Source organism: Caulobacter sp. GW821-FHT12A07, assembly GCF_058807655.1.
This window is the reverse complement of sequence record NZ_JBXAQX010000020.1, coordinates 23,417-37,269: the sequence shown is the minus strand read 5'-3', so window position 1 is coordinate 37,269 and position 13,853 is coordinate 23,417. Positions and strand designations below refer to the sequence as shown.

At 68.1% G+C, this 13,853-nt stretch carries 9 protein-coding genes; 4 read left to right on the top strand and 5 right to left on the bottom strand.

Annotation, left to right across the window (positions count from 1 at the left end; genetic code table 11):
• On the bottom strand, window positions 1-152 hold a 152-nt coding region (locus AC1RRS_RS24835), incomplete at its 3' end, for a carboxyl transferase domain-containing protein (protein ID WP_492857499.1).
• Between the two features lie 132 nt (window positions 153-284).
• Between AC1RRS_RS24835 and AC1RRS_RS24830 the strand changes: the two genes are divergently transcribed.
• Entirely contained in the window at window positions 285-1,685 is a 1,401-nt protein-coding gene (locus tag AC1RRS_RS24830) for a helix-turn-helix domain-containing protein (RefSeq protein WP_492857498.1), read from the top strand.
• Between the two features lie 66 nt (window positions 1,686-1,751).
• Here the strand turns inward: AC1RRS_RS24830 and AC1RRS_RS24825 are convergent, their stop codons facing one another.
• The 4 genes from AC1RRS_RS24825 to AC1RRS_RS24810 all read right to left on the bottom strand — a co-directional run bounded on the left by AC1RRS_RS24825 (window position 1,752) and on the right by AC1RRS_RS24810 (window position 6,450).
• A complete protein-coding gene (locus AC1RRS_RS24825; protein ID WP_492857497.1) occupies window positions 1,752-3,422 on the bottom strand; it encodes an MFS transporter in 1,671 nt (556 codons plus the stop codon).
• A gap of 184 nt (window positions 3,423-3,606) precedes the next feature.
• Complete coding sequence (locus AC1RRS_RS24820; protein ID WP_492857496.1) at window positions 3,607-5,103, bottom strand: TIGR01777 family oxidoreductase; 1,497 nt, start codon at window positions 5,101-5,103, stop codon at window positions 3,607-3,609.
• A complete protein-coding gene (locus AC1RRS_RS24815; protein ID WP_492857495.1) occupies window positions 5,100-5,801 on the bottom strand; it encodes a DUF4166 domain-containing protein in 702 nt (233 codons plus the stop codon). Before AC1RRS_RS24815 ends, AC1RRS_RS24820 begins: the two co-directional genes overlap by 4 nt.
• Before the next feature lie 97 nt (window positions 5,802-5,898).
• Window positions 5,899-6,450 carry a GbsR/MarR family transcriptional regulator gene (locus tag AC1RRS_RS24810; RefSeq protein ID WP_487291687.1) on the bottom strand — a complete coding sequence of 184 codons (552 nt, stop codon included), beginning with the start codon at window positions 6,448-6,450 and terminating at the stop codon, window positions 5,899-5,901.
• 373 nt (window positions 6,451-6,823) lie between these two features.
• On the opposite strand from AC1RRS_RS24810, the gene AC1RRS_RS24805 reads away from it, so the two are divergent.
• The 3 genes from AC1RRS_RS24805 (at window position 6,824) to galA (ending at window position 13,762) form a co-directional block, all read left to right on the top strand.
• Complete coding sequence (locus tag AC1RRS_RS24805; RefSeq protein WP_492857494.1) at window positions 6,824-8,191, top strand: glycoside hydrolase family 53 protein; 1,368 nt, start codon at window positions 6,824-6,826, stop codon at window positions 8,189-8,191.
• Between the two features lie 206 nt (window positions 8,192-8,397).
• The gene (locus tag AC1RRS_RS24800) at window positions 8,398-11,112 is read left to right on the top strand and encodes a TonB-dependent receptor (RefSeq protein WP_492857493.1); all 2,715 of its coding nucleotides are present in this window, start codon (window positions 8,398-8,400) and stop codon (window positions 11,110-11,112) included.
• 133 nt (window positions 11,113-11,245) lie between these two features.
• Window positions 11,246-13,762, top strand: a complete 2,517-nt coding sequence (gene galA / locus AC1RRS_RS24795; RefSeq protein ID WP_492857492.1) for a beta-galactosidase GalA — start codon at window positions 11,246-11,248, stop codon at window positions 13,760-13,762.
• Window positions 13,763-13,853: the final 91 nt, after the last annotated feature.

Sequence of the window (13,853 nt, the reverse complement as noted above, 5' to 3'; positions counted from 1 at the left end):
AACTCCTCGAACGAGTCCTCGTCGAGCAACAGGTCGATCCGCTCGCGGGCCGTCAGCTTGCCCTTGGCGTGCTGGGCGGCGACACGGCGCTCGCCGCCGCCGGCGCGGGCCTGGGTCCGGCGGCGTTCGAGTTCTTCGAGAATGTGCTGCAAGGAAGACTCCGGCCCGGTGCGTGAACGTCGCAAAGATCGGATTTTGCGGGCTTGAGGGCTGAAGGCTCAAGGAAATTGAGGTTTCGGGGAGGGCTTGCGAACTTGCATCTTGTGAAATAGCAAAGTTGCGAAATGGGAGAGAAGCTGTTCATCGGGCCGCGCCTGCGGCTGCTGCGCCAGGCCAAGGGCTGGAAGCTGGAGGCCTGCGCCGCGCAGTTGGGCCTATCGGCCAGCTACCTGTCGCAGATCGAGGCCAACCAGCGGCCGGTCACCGCCCGGGTGCTGATCGACGTCATGCGGGTGTTCGAGGTCGACGCCGCCTCGCTGGACGCCGCCGACGACCAGCGCCTGATCGCCGACCTGCGCGAGGCCAGCGTAGATGCGCCATCCGGAGGGGAAGCGCCCAGCCTGTCGGAGATCAAGGCGGCGGTGGCCAACACGCCCAACCTCGCCAAGGCCTATCTCGACCTGCACCGCGCCTATCGCCGCCTCGACGAGCGGCTGAAGGCGACCGAGGAGGCCGTGTCGCTGGACGAGCGCGGGGCGGCCAGCGCGCTCTTGCCCTACGAGGAGGTCCGCGACTTCTTCCACTACAAGAACAACTACATCCATAGCCTCGACGTCGCGGCCGAGGCCCTGGCGGGCGAGATCGGCGGGGGCGGCGAGCGGGCGCTGGAGGCGTATCTCGCCGACCGCCTGGGCGTGCGCGTGGCCCGCAGCGGCGAGGCCGACCTGCTGCGCCACTGGGACCCCGCCAGCCGGACCGTGACCGTCGGCGCGGCCCACCCCGAGGCCACCCGCAGCTTCCAGCTGGCCTACCAGATCGCGGCCCTGACCCTGTCCGACATCGTCGAGGCCGAGTTGGCGGCGGCGGGCTTTCGCAGCGACAGCGCCGCCAAGGTGTGTCGCACGGGCCTGTTGAACTACGCCGCCGGGGCGCTGGTCTTGCCCCACGAGCGGTTTCGCGAGGCGGCGCGGGCGGCGCGGCACGATGTCGAGCGCTTGGCGCTGAGCTTCCAGACCAGCCTGGAGCAAGTGTTCCACCGGCTGAGCACCTTGCAGCGGCCGGGGGCGCGGGGCGTGCCGTTCTACTTCGTGCGGCTGGACAGGGCCGGCAACATCACCAAGCGCCACAGCGCCACGCGCCTGCAGTTCGCCCGCTTCGGCGGGGCCTGCCCGCTGTGGAACGTCCACGACGCCTTCGCCCGGCCCGACGCCTGGCTGGTGCAGCTGGCCCAGATGCCGGACGCGACGCGCTACATCTGCCTGGCGCGGGGGGTGGTGAAGCCGTCGGGCGCCTATCGCCAGGCCGAGCGGCGCTATGCCCTGGGCCTGGGTTGCGAGGCCCGCTACGCCGACCAGCTCGTCTATGCCGACGGGCTGGACCTGGCCGGTCCCTCGGCGCCGATCGGGGTCAGCTGCCGGATCTGCGAGCGCGACGACTGTTCCCAGCGCGCCTTCCCGCCGGTGGACCGGGCCTTCGAGGTGTTCGAGGACGACCGCCGCTGGGTGCCGTTCTCGCTACGGCCTTGAAGCCAAGCCCATAACGAAGAAGGGGGCGCTTGCGGCGCCCCCTTCGCAACTCCGATCGAAGGCGACCTACGCCTCGATATCCACGTCCTTGGTTTCCTTCAGGAACAGGATGCCGATCACCGCCGTCACCCCGGCCACCGCGATCGGGTACCAGAGCCCGTAGTAGATGTTGCCCGTGGCCGCGACCATGGCGAAGGCCGTGGTCGGCAGGAAGCCGCCGAACCAGCCGTTGCCGATGTGATAGGGCAGGCTCATCGAGGTGTAGCGGATGTTGGTCGGGAACATCTCGACCAGCATGGCCGCGATCGGGCCGTAGACCATGGTGACGTAGATCACCAGCAGGGTCAGGACGAACACCACCAGCGGCTTGTTGACCTTGGCCGGGTCGGCCTTGGCTGGATAGCCGGCGGTCTTCAGGGCCTCGCCCAGCTTTGCCTCCCAGGCCTTCTTGGCGGCGGCGAACTCGGCCTTCGGCAGGGTCTCGCCGCGGAACGAGGGCAGGGTGGCGCCGCCGATGCGGACCTCGGCGGTCTCGCCGGCCGCGGCCGGCTGGTTGTTGTAGCTGACGCCGGCCTTGGCCAGGTACGACTTGGCCAGGTCGCAGGAGGTGTTGAACACCGTCTTGCCGATGGGGTCGAACTGGAACGAGCAGTCGGCCGGGTCGGCCACCACGGTCACCGGGGCCGAGGCGGTGGCGGCGGCCAGTTGCGGGTTGGCGGCGCTGGTCAGGGTCTTGAACAGCGGGAAGTAGGTCAGGGCGGCCAGGGCGCAGCCCAGCATGATGATCGGCTTGCGGCCGATCTTGTCCGACAGCCAGCCGCAGACCACGAAGAACGGCGTGCCGATCAGCAGGGCGATGGCGACCAGGGTGTTGGCCAGGGCGCCGTCGACCTTGAGCATCTTCTCGATGAAGAACAGGGCGTAGAACTGGCCGGTGTACCAGACCACGGCCTGGCCGGCGGTCAGGCCCACCAGGGCCAGAATGACGATCTTCAGGTTGCCCCAGCGGGCGAAGCTGTCCTTCAGCGGCTGCTTGGTGCCCTTGCCCTCGTCGACCATCTTCTGGAACGACGGGCTCTCGGACAGCTGCAGGCGGATCCACAGCGACACGCCGAGCAGGGCGATCGAGATCAGGAACGGGATGCGCCAGCCGAAGGCCTGGAAGGCGTCCTCGCCGACGGTCGAGCGGGTGGCCAGGATCACCACCAGGCTCAGGAACAGGCCGAAGGTCGCGGTGATCTGGATGAAGCTGGTGTAGAAGCCGCGACGCCCGTGCGGGGCGTGCTCGGCCACATAGGTCGCCGCCCCGCCGTATTCGCCGCCCAGGGCCAGGCCCTGGATCAGGCGCATCACGACGAGGGCGATGGGCGCGATGACGCCGATCTGCTCATAGCTGGGCAGCAGGCCGACGACGAAGGTCGACAGGCCCATCAGCAGCATGGTGACGAGGAAGGTGTTCTTGCGGCCCCAGAGGTCGCCCAGGCGTCCGAACACCAGCGCCCCGAACGGCCGCACCGCGAAGCCGGCCGCGAAGGCCAGCAGGGCGAAGATGTAGCCCGTGGTCTCGTTTACGCCCGAGAAGAAGTGGTGGGTGATGTAGGTCGCCAGCGAGCCGTACAGGTAGAAGTCGTACCACTCGAAGACCGTGCCCACCGACGCCGCGCCGATGACCAGGGCGTCCTTGCGCTCCACGACCTTACCGTCCTTAGCGCCAGACGTCGCAACGGCGTCAGCCATATCCCTCATCTCCTCCTAGGTCGCCGTCTCTATGCGGCGTTGTGGTTGAGTGCAGGTATGGCAGGCCGTGGCGCCGCTACGGAAGGGGAACTTTCAGGGAACGTCGGGTTCCGAACGGTGATTTTTCGGCTTGACGGGTTACCGGTAGCAAGTCTTGCGGGGCTTGCCATCCCGCATGCTGGAATCAGGCCTTGGCGGGGGTCTCCCTGGCGATGGCGCGCTTTTCACGCGAGGCGGTCCGCCGGCCGACGAGGGCGGCCAGCGCCTCGTCGAGCATCGGATAGGCGAAGCGGAAGCCGGCGTCGCGGGCCGCCGCCGGCAGCACCTTCTGGCCGTTCAGCAGCAGTTCGTCGGCGAACGGTCCCAGCGCCGTCCGCAGCGGCCAGGCCGGGGCGGGGAGCAGGGCCGGGCGGTTCAGCGCGCGGCCCAGGGCGGCGGCGAAGGCGCGGTTGGTCACCGGCCGCGGCGCCGTGGCGTTGACCGCGCCCTTCCACTGCGGGGTGGCGATGGCGTGGGCGATCATCCGCACCACGTCGTCCAGGTGGATCCAGCTCATCCAGTGGAGGCCGTCCCCGAACGGCCCGCCCAGGCCAAACTCGAACGGCGTCAGCATCCGGGAGAGCATGCCGCCCTCGGTGGATAGGACGAGGCCGATGCGCAGCCGCACCACCCGCACGCCATGGGCCTCGGCGCGGATCGCGGCCTTCTCCCAGAGGGCGCAGATGAAGCGGGAGAAGCAGGGTTCGCCGCCATCGGCCTCGGTCAGCGGCTCGTCGCCGCGCAGGCCGTACCAGCCGATGGCCGAGCCGCTGACCAGCACCTTGGGCTTGCGGTCCAGGCGGGCGATCAGGGCGACCACGGCCTTGGTGGTCCGCACCCTGGAGCGGACGATGCGGCGGCGCTTGGCGATCGTCCACAGGCCGTCGGAGATCGGCTCGCCGGCCAGATTGACGATGGCGTCCAGCCGCGTGTCGTCGGCGATCTGGTCAAGATCGGTGACAATGCGGATCGGGGCGGGCAGGGCGGCGGCGTTGGCTCTGGCGCGGGTCAGCACCGTCACCTCGTGGCCGGCCCCGACCAGGGCCGCGACCAGGCGGGCGCCGATCAGGCCGGTGCCGCCGGTGACCAGCACCGACCGGCGCGGGGGCAGGGCCGTGACGAGGGGCGTCGGGTCGTTGACCGCGATCCGCGCCGTCCGCCCGGCGGCGGCCAGGTCGCGCAGGCCGCTCACCACCACGCCGACGGCGGCGATGGCGCAGAGGATGCTCCAGGCGCCATGGAAGGCGGGCACGACGCCGGTCGGACGCTGCGCCCAGCCCAGCAGCAGCGGCGTCAGTATGGCCAGCACCACCCCGTAGTTCAGGGTCAGCAGGGTGTGCAGCACGCGCTCGCTGGCCGGCAGCTTGCGGGTGCGGTCCTCCTCGACGAAGTCCCACAGGGTGATGACCAGTTCGCCGGCCATCAGGGCCAGCAGGGCGATCGCCCAGGCGCCTTCGGGGCGGCTCCAGCCCAGGGCGGCGAACATCACCCCATAGGCCAGGTTGCGCACGCCGTGCAGCACCAGCTCGCTCTTCTGCGACGGCTTCCAGGCCAGGCGCTGGGTCAGTTCGTGGTGGTAGAGCGTGTCGAAGCCGCCCATGGCCACCTGCACGAAGACCAGGATCCAGATCAGGTCGGTCATTGGCGGAGCTCCCGAGGTTCGGCGGCGCGTTCGCGGAACACGCCGACCTGGCGCATCACCTCGCCCAGCAGGGGGTGATGCAGGCGAAGGACGAAGTCGAAGCGCCCGTCGGGGCGGTCCACATGGCTGATGGTCAGCTCGCCGGGCGCCAGCCAGGCCGGCAGCCGCAGGCGCATGGGGCCGAGCGCCAGAAAGTAGTGGTCGCTGTGGAAGTGCAGGGCGCGCGCGTCGGCGCTGACGGCCAGGGCGATGCCGAAGCCGCCGCCCAGATACTCCTCCAGTCCCGTGGGGCCGGCGAACCGCTTGCTGCTGTGGATCACTTGGGGAAATCCATGGGCGCGACCGTACATCCGGGTCCAGAACTGGCCGCCGGCCTGATGGTCTTCCGTCACGGTGACGACCGCCGCCACGCCCAGGTCGTCGCCCAGGGGCAGGGGCGCGCCGATCAGGCGGCACAGCTGGGCCAGGATCCAGCCGGCGGCGTTGCGGCGGCTCTCGACGATCTCGCCGGCGTAGGTCACGGCCAGGCCGGGCGCCATCCGCTTGCTGAAGCGCTCGCGCACCACCGGCGGCAGGCCGGCCCAGGCTTCCGTCCCCAGCAGGGCGGCGAAGCGCAGGTCGTGCAGGGTGTCGGGACGTGCCATCGGCGCTGCCTGGCGGACCTGGGCCGGAACCTCTTGAGCTGCGAGACGAAACATCTGCCTTCCCCGTATTCTCAGTTATTTCTGTAGAAACAGAAATTGTCGGTCAAAATTTTTGAGGCGTCCCCCGACGCCCCCGTGCCGGGAGCGCCGCCTATGAGGGCGGCTTGCTCCGGCCCAGGCCCAGCAGGGCCACGACCTTGGTCCCCATCTTGATCAGGGCCATCAGGGTGGAGGGCGGCACGGTCAGCATCTGGCCGTACCAGCCGTCGATGGTGCTGACGAACTCGTGCATCGAGCGCAGGCGGCTCTTGGCTGTCTTGCCCAGGGTCGGGTCGCCGTCGGCGGCGGCCAGCACGTGGGTCAGGGCCTCGACCATCGGATCGATCTCGCGTTCCTTGCGGCCCTCGGCGATGCGGGTGAGCATCAGCCAGAGATCGGCCTCGGCCTCGTAGTGGTCGCGACGGTCGCCCAGCACGGGGATACGGCGGATCAGCTTCCAGCCGATCAGCTCCTTGATGCTGTTGGACACGTTGGAACGGGCCAGGCCCAGGGTCTCGGCGATGTCCTCGGCCGTCATCGGCTTTTCGGCCAGATAGAGCAGGGCGTGGATCTGGGCGACCGACCGGTTGACGCCCCACTGGCCGCCCATGTCGCCCCAGCGCAGGACGAACTGCTCGACCGCGGCGGGGAGCTTTCTGGTCATGTCAGCTGTTTCTGTCATGACAGAAATATCAGTCCGAAGGGTTTTGGAGTCAAGCGCCTCTTGTTGTCATCCCGGCCGCAGCGAAGCGGAGCGCCGGGACCTCCCACGGTTCAGGCGGCAGGCGTGGGAGGTCCCGGCTCTACGGACCGCTGGCGCGGTCCTCCGGCCGGGATGACAAACCTGTTTGGATGGCCGATCGACGCGTTGCTCTCATTCCGTGGTCGCGAGCGGGAAGGGGAGCCGCACCGCCTTCATGACGAAACATGACCAGCCGGTTCTGTGGCTTGATTTGTAATATCAATACGAAGATATTCCGCCCGCAAATCCGGCCGCGCACGCCCGCGGCCTACAAGATCGAACGGGAGCTTACGCCATGTCGGGATTGAAGAAGCTGGGGCTGGGCCTCATCGCCGGGCTGCTCGCCTCGACCAGCGCCCTGGCCGCCGAGCCCCTGCCGCCCAAGACCTATCTGGGCGTCGACATCTCCTACGCCAACGAGATGGACGACTGCGGCGCGGTCTACCGCTCGGGCGACCAGAAGGTCGAGCAGTACGCCTACTTCAAGCAGGCCGGGGCCAACATCGCCCGCATCCGCCTGTGGAACGACCCCAAGTGGACCAAGTACTCCAACCCCGAGGACGTGGTCCGCAGCATCAAGCGCGCCAAGGCCGCGGGCCTGCAGGTGCTGCTCGACTTCCACTATTCCGACGACTGGGCCGACGGCGAGAAGCAGCTGGCTCCGAAGGCCTGGGAAAAGCTGTCGACGCCGGACCAGGCCAAGGCGCTCTACGCCTTCACCTATGACACCCTGCGCAAGCTGGACGCCCAGGGCCTGATGCCCGACCTGGTTCAGGTCGGCAACGAGACCAACGGCGAGATCGTCTCGACCCTGGCTAAGGCCAAGGACCCGATCAACTGGGACCGCAACGCCGTCCTGTTCAACGCCGGCATCAAGGCCGTGCGCGACGCCGGCGCGGCGGGTTCGAAGAAGCCGCGGGTGATGCTGCACATCGCCCAGCCCGACACCGTCGAGGACTGGTTCGCCGCCGCCGCCAAGGCCGGGGTCACCGACTTCGACATGATCGGCATCAGCTACTACAGCAAGTGGTCCAAGCGCTCGATGGCGCAGCTGGGCGCGACCATCAACCACCTGCGCCACACCTATGCGGCCGACGTGGTGGTGGTCGAGACCTCCTATCCCTTCACCACCGACGGCGCCGACAGCTCGCCCAACCTGCTGGGCGAGGATTCGCTGATCCCCGGCTATCCGGCGACGCAGGAAGGCCAGAAGAAGTACCTGACCGACCTCACTCAACTCGTCTTCGCCAATGGCGGCACGGGCGTCTTCTACTGGGAGCCGGCCTGGGTCTCGACCAAGTGCAAGACCCGCTGGGGCACGGGCTCGAACTGGGAGAATTCGACCCTGTTCGACTTCAAGGGCCAGCCGACGCAGGGCATGCAGTGGCTGTCGACGTCTTACGCCTTCCCGGTCGAGACCACCTTCAAGGTGGCCGCGGGCGACCAGCCGACGGCCTTCATCGACGGTGATTTCCTGGGCGGGGCGGGGCCGCGCCGGATGGTTCGTGAAGGGGCCGACTTCGTCTATCGCACCCGCCTGATGCCGGGGACCTCGGTGACCGTGGCCACCGCCCCGACCGCCGAGGCCGTGGGTTCGGCGTCCGCCGTTACCGCGACCATCGCCGCCAAGCCGAGTGCATTGAGGTTGCCGGCTCAACCGTGACCGCTTGTCATATGTGATTGGTATGATAAATAGCACCGACGCGTCGATCGGCAGAACCGACGCGTCAGCGCCCGCAGAGGCGCGGTCGACTTCGGCGCGGACCGTCGCGCCCCACTGATCCGGCGATCTGAGCGCCGGTCCAATCCACAAAACCAGAAAACAGCCACGCCCGCAGAAGGCGTCGCGTTTCCAATTGGGGGAACTAGATGACCCGTCAATCCATGCTGCTCGCCGCCGCCAGCGGCCTGAGCCTGCTCGCCGTTTCGTCGGCCGCTTGGGCTCAAGACACCGCTGTCTCCGACACGCAGGTCGAAGAAGTCGTCGTCACCGGCGTGCGCAAGAGCCTGCGCGACGCCCTCGACGTGAAGCAGGGCTCCGACAAGGTGGTCGAGGCGATCTCGGCCAAGGACATCGGCGTGCTGCCCGACGTGACGATCGCCGAGTCGATCGCGCGCCTGCCCGGCGTCAACGCCACCCGCGACCGCGGCAACGACAGCCAGGCGGTGGTCCGCGGCCTCGGCGCCCGCCTCGTGCTCGGCACCATCAACAACCGCGAAGTCGCCTCGTCCGAGCCCGACCGCAACGTCCGCTGGGAAGTCTATCCCTCGGAAGTCGTCTCGGGCGTGCAGGTCTACAAGTCGCAGTCGGCCGACCTGATCGCCGGCGGCGTCGCGGCCACCATCAACATCTCGACGATCGACCCGCTGGACTACAAGGGTCCGTCGGTCGTGCTGCGCGCCGGCCCCGTCTATTACGACGGCGGCAAGGACATTCCGAACTACGGCCAGACCGGCTACCGCGCCAGCGGCTCGTTCGTGCAGAAGATCAACGACGACCTGGCCATCGTGCTGGGCCTGACCAGCCAGAAGCAGAAGAACGGCTACGTTTCGCTGCAGGGCTGGGGCTGGAACGATTCCAACATCCGCACCCCGGTCGGCGCCAGCGACTCCAGCGGCGACCTGAACGGCGACGGCACGGCCGACGCCACGCCCTGGGGCCTGCAGCTCGAAGTCAAGAAGCTCGAGCAGAAGCGCGACGGCCTTTCCACCGGCCTGCAGTGGAAGCCGACCGACAACTTCGAACTGAAGTTCGACGCGCTCTATTCGAAGATCAAGATCAAGGAAGACCAGGACCAGGTCGTCTACGCCCGCAACCGCGGCAACTGGGGCAACGGCAACCAGTGGGACTACGTCAGCGCTCCGGGCGCGTCGTACACCCTGGTCAACAACACCGTCGTGGCCGCGACCCTGCCGGGCGCCAACGTCACCTCGATCCTGGCGCGTTACACCGAAGACAAGACCCTGTTCGTCACCGGCCTGAACGGCAAGTGGACCGCCGACCAGTGGGTCGTGGCGGGCGACCTGTCCTATTCGAAGGCCGAGCGCGAGAACAACTGGCGCGCCCTGCGCATGGTCTCCGAGCCGACCTCGCTGAGCTACGACGTGCGCGCCGGCTCCAAGCCGACCGTGAGCACGACGCAGCAGCCGATCACCCTGACCCAGAACGTCTGGGGCGGCTGGTCCAAGGCCAGCAACGAAGGCGGCCAGAACGACGGCCTGGAGCAGCTGAACGACGAACTGGTCGCCGGCGCCCTCGACTTCACGCGCGACCTGGAAGGCAAGTTCAAGAGCTTCCAGTTCGGCTTCCGCGTGTCGGACCGCACCAAGGACCACAGCCAGGCCCAGTGGTTTGTCTGCGCCAACTCGGCCAATCTGAGCAACATCTACGACCCGAGCGTCCAGGACGAGTGGGGCAACTGCATCCAGAACGCGACCGTGCCGGCCAGCATGCTCAGCTCGTACAGCATCAGCGGCCTGAACGTGCCGAATGTCATCACGGGCGACCTGGATTCCATCGCTCGGAAGATCTACGGCGACAACGCCTTCAACTACGCCAACGCCCGGGACAACCTGGCCCAGCGCTGGAAGGTCAACGAGAAGGTCGGCGAGGCCTACGCCAAGCTGAACTTCGCGGCTGACGCCTTCGCCGGCTCGTGGATGAGCGGCAATGTCGGCGTGCGCGTGGTCACCACCAAGACCAGCAGCGACGGCTACCGCCAGGACGCCGGCGCCGCCACCTTCACCGCCGTGACCGTCGACAACGACTATACGGACGTCCTGCCCAGCGCGAACGTCAAGTTCGACTTCGGCGAGGGCAAGGTGGCCCGCTTCGGTCTGTCCCAGGTCGTGGCCCGTCCGCCGCTCGACGAGCTGCGCGCCAGCAAGACCCTGACCACCTGGTCGCCCTACACCGGCAGCGGCGGCAACCCCGAGCTGAAGCCGTTCAAGGCCGTGCAGTTCGACGCCTCGGCCGAGTGGTACTTCCGTCCGGAAGCCCTGGTCGCCCTGGCCTACTACTACAAGGACGTCGACACCTACATCGGCTGGACCCAGACCCCCGAGACCTACAACGGCACCACCTATGCGGTGTCGACCCCGGTCAACGGCGGCGGCGGCTACATCCAGGGCGTCGAGGCGACGTTCCAGACGCCGTTCTTCTTCCTGCCCAAGGGCCTGGACAAGTTCGGCATCTATTCGAACTACGCCTTCGTCGACTCCGACCTGAAGGAAATGACCCCGGCCGTGAAGCCGCTGAGCCTGGTGGGCCTGGCCAAGCACACCGCCACGGTCGACCTGTGGTACTCGGACGGTCCGATCGAAGCGCGCCTGGGCTACAAGTACCACAGCCCGATGACCGTGATTTACGGCTGGAACGGCTCGGAACTGCAGACCCTGACGACCGAGAAGACCCTGGACTTCAGCTCGTCCTACCAGGTCACCGAAATGGTCGGCGTGCGCTTCCAGGTCAACAACCTGACCAACCGCGCCATGCGCACCTATCGTGACGGCGATCCCAACCGTCTGGGCCGCTACGACCTCTATGGTCGTCGCTTCCTGATGGACGTGACCCTGAAGTTCTAAGAGCTTCGTCCATTCCCCCTCGCTTTCGCGAGGGGGCTACTGTTCAGGACGTCATTCCTCCCCGACGATCCTTTGTGAGGGGAGGAAGCCTCGCAGGCTTCCTCCCTTTCTTTTTGTTTTGAGAGGTCCCCCGATGGTCGAGTTCAGCCGTCGCGAAGCCCTGGCCGGCACGGCCGGCGTCGCCGCCTTCGCCGCCGTGTCTTCCGCGCAAGCCGCCGCCAAGCCCGCCGCAGTCGCCAAGCCTGAAGCCAAGCCCGTGGTCGTCGACCTTGCGCCCCGCGAGCGTTCGAGCCTCGACTTCGACTGGAAGTTCCACCTCGGCCACGCCCAGGACCCGGCCCGCGACTTCGGCTTCGGCGCCAACCAGCGCACCTACGCCAAGGCCGGCGCCAACGCCCCCAACTGGTGGGTGGTGGCCGCCGCCCAGAAGGACTTCGACGACAGCGCCTGGACCCCGGTGACCCTGCCCCACGACTGGGCCGTCACCTTGCCGTTCGTCGACAACCCGGCCTACGTCCCCAGCGGCAAGCCCGACGACGAGGACCTGCGCGCCGCCCACGGCTACAAGGCGCTGGGCCGCGAATTCCCCGACACCAGCGTCGGCTGGTACCGCAAGAGCTTCGCCCTGCCGGCCGCCGACGCGGGCAAGCGCCTGTCGATCGAGTTCGACGGCGTCATGCGCGACGCCCTGGTGATCATCAACGGCTACATCCTCGAGCGCGAGGACAGCGGCTACGCCAGCTTCCGCGTCGACATCACCGACATCGCCAATCTCGGCGGCGACAACCTGATCACCGTCCGCGTCGACGCCAGCCTGGGCGAGGGCTGGTTCTACGAGGGCGCGGGCATCTATCGCCACGTCTGGCTGGTCAAGACCGCCTCGGTCCACGTGCCCCAGTGGGGCGTCTTCGTGAAGGCCAAGGTCGATGGCACGCTGGAGATCGAGACCGACCTGGCCAACGACGGCGACGCCGCCGCCGCGTTCGAGCTGGTCCACACCGTGCTCGACGGCGCGGGCAAGCCGGCCCTGGCCGTGGCCCCCGCCGCCGGCCGCCTGCCGGCCTGGCAGCGCCAGTCGCTGTCGCAGACCGTGACCCTGGCCAGCCCCGTCCTGTGGTCGCTGGAGACCCCGCACCTCTACACCCTGGTGACCGAGGTGAAGGTCGCCGGCGCGGTGGTCGATCGCTTCGCCACGCCGTTCGGCGTGCGCTCGGTGCGGTTCGATCCCGACCAGGGCCTGTTCGTCAACGACAAGCACGTCAAGCTGCAGGGGACCTGCAACCACCAGGACCACGCCGGCGTCGGCGCGGCCATCCCCGACGCCCTGCAGGTCTGGCGGGTGGAGCAGCTGAAGTCGATGGGCTGCAACGCCTATCGCGCCTCGCACAACCCGGCCACGCCCGAGCTGATGGACGCCTGCGACCGCCTGGGCATGCTGCTGATCGCCGAGACCCGCCGCATGTCCAGCGACCCGACCTCGCTGGACGAGATGGAGCGGCTGATCCGCCGCGACCGCAATCACCCGTCCATCATCCTGTGGTCGATCGGCAACGAGGAGCCCCAGCAGGGCACGCCGCGCGGCGCCAAGGTCGCCAAGACCATGAAGCGCCTGGTCAATCGCCTGGATCCGACCCGCGGCGTCACCGCGGCCATGGACAACGGCTTTGGCGACGGCATCACCGCCGAGCTCGACGTCATCGGCTTCAACTACCGCCACGAGAAGATGGACGACTTCCACGCCCGCTTCCCGAAGCTGCCGATCATCGGCAGCGAAAGCGGCAGCACGGTCACCACGCGCGGCGAATATCTGCGCAGCGAGGCCAAGTCCTACGTCCCGGCCTACGACACCGACCACCCCTGGTGGGCGACCACGGCCGAGAAGTGGTGGAGCCACGCGGCCGACCGTCCGTGGATGGCCGGCGGCTTCATCTGGACCGGCTTCGACTATCGCGGCGAGCCGACGCCCTTCAACCGCTGGCCCAGCATCAGCTCGCACTTCGGCGCGCTCGACACCTGCGGCTTCCCGAAGGACAACTATTACTACTACCGCGCCTGGTGGCGTTCCGAGCCGCTGCTGCACCTCTTCCCGCACTGGAACTGGGAAGGCCAGGAAGGAAAACCCGTTCCGGTCTGGGTCCACAGCAACTGCGACAAGGTCGAGCTGTTCCTCAACGGCAAGAGCCAGGGCATCCGCGAGGTGAAGGCCAACCACCACGTCGAATGGTCCGTGCCCTACGCCCCGGGCGTGATCGAGGCCCACGGCTACAAGAACGGCAAGGTCATCCTGCGCCAGCGCCGCGAGACCGCCGGTCCCGCCGCCGCCCTGCGCCTGACCACCGACCGCTCTGCGCTCGCCGCCGACGGCCAGGACGTCGGCATCCTCAAGGTCGAGGTGGTCGACGCCAAGGGCCGTCCCGTGCCCAAGGCCGAGGACCTGGTGACCTTCGCCGTCACCGGCCCCGGCGAGGTGATCGGCGTCGGCAACGGCAATCCGACCAGCCACGAGAGCGACGTCGCCAGTTCGCGCAAGGTCTTCAACGGCCTTGCCCAGGCGATCGTGCGCACCAAGCGCGGCCAGGCGGGCGAGGTGCGGGTGCTGGCTTCCGCCCCTGGCCTGAAGCCGGCCTCGCTGGCGTTGAAGGCGGGGTAGGGATCCACGCAAGATCCTTCCACGAGACGTCGAAATGGGGGTGGACGCTGGCCGCGAGCGGGGCAGTATCCACCCCTTCTTTCGTCAGCCT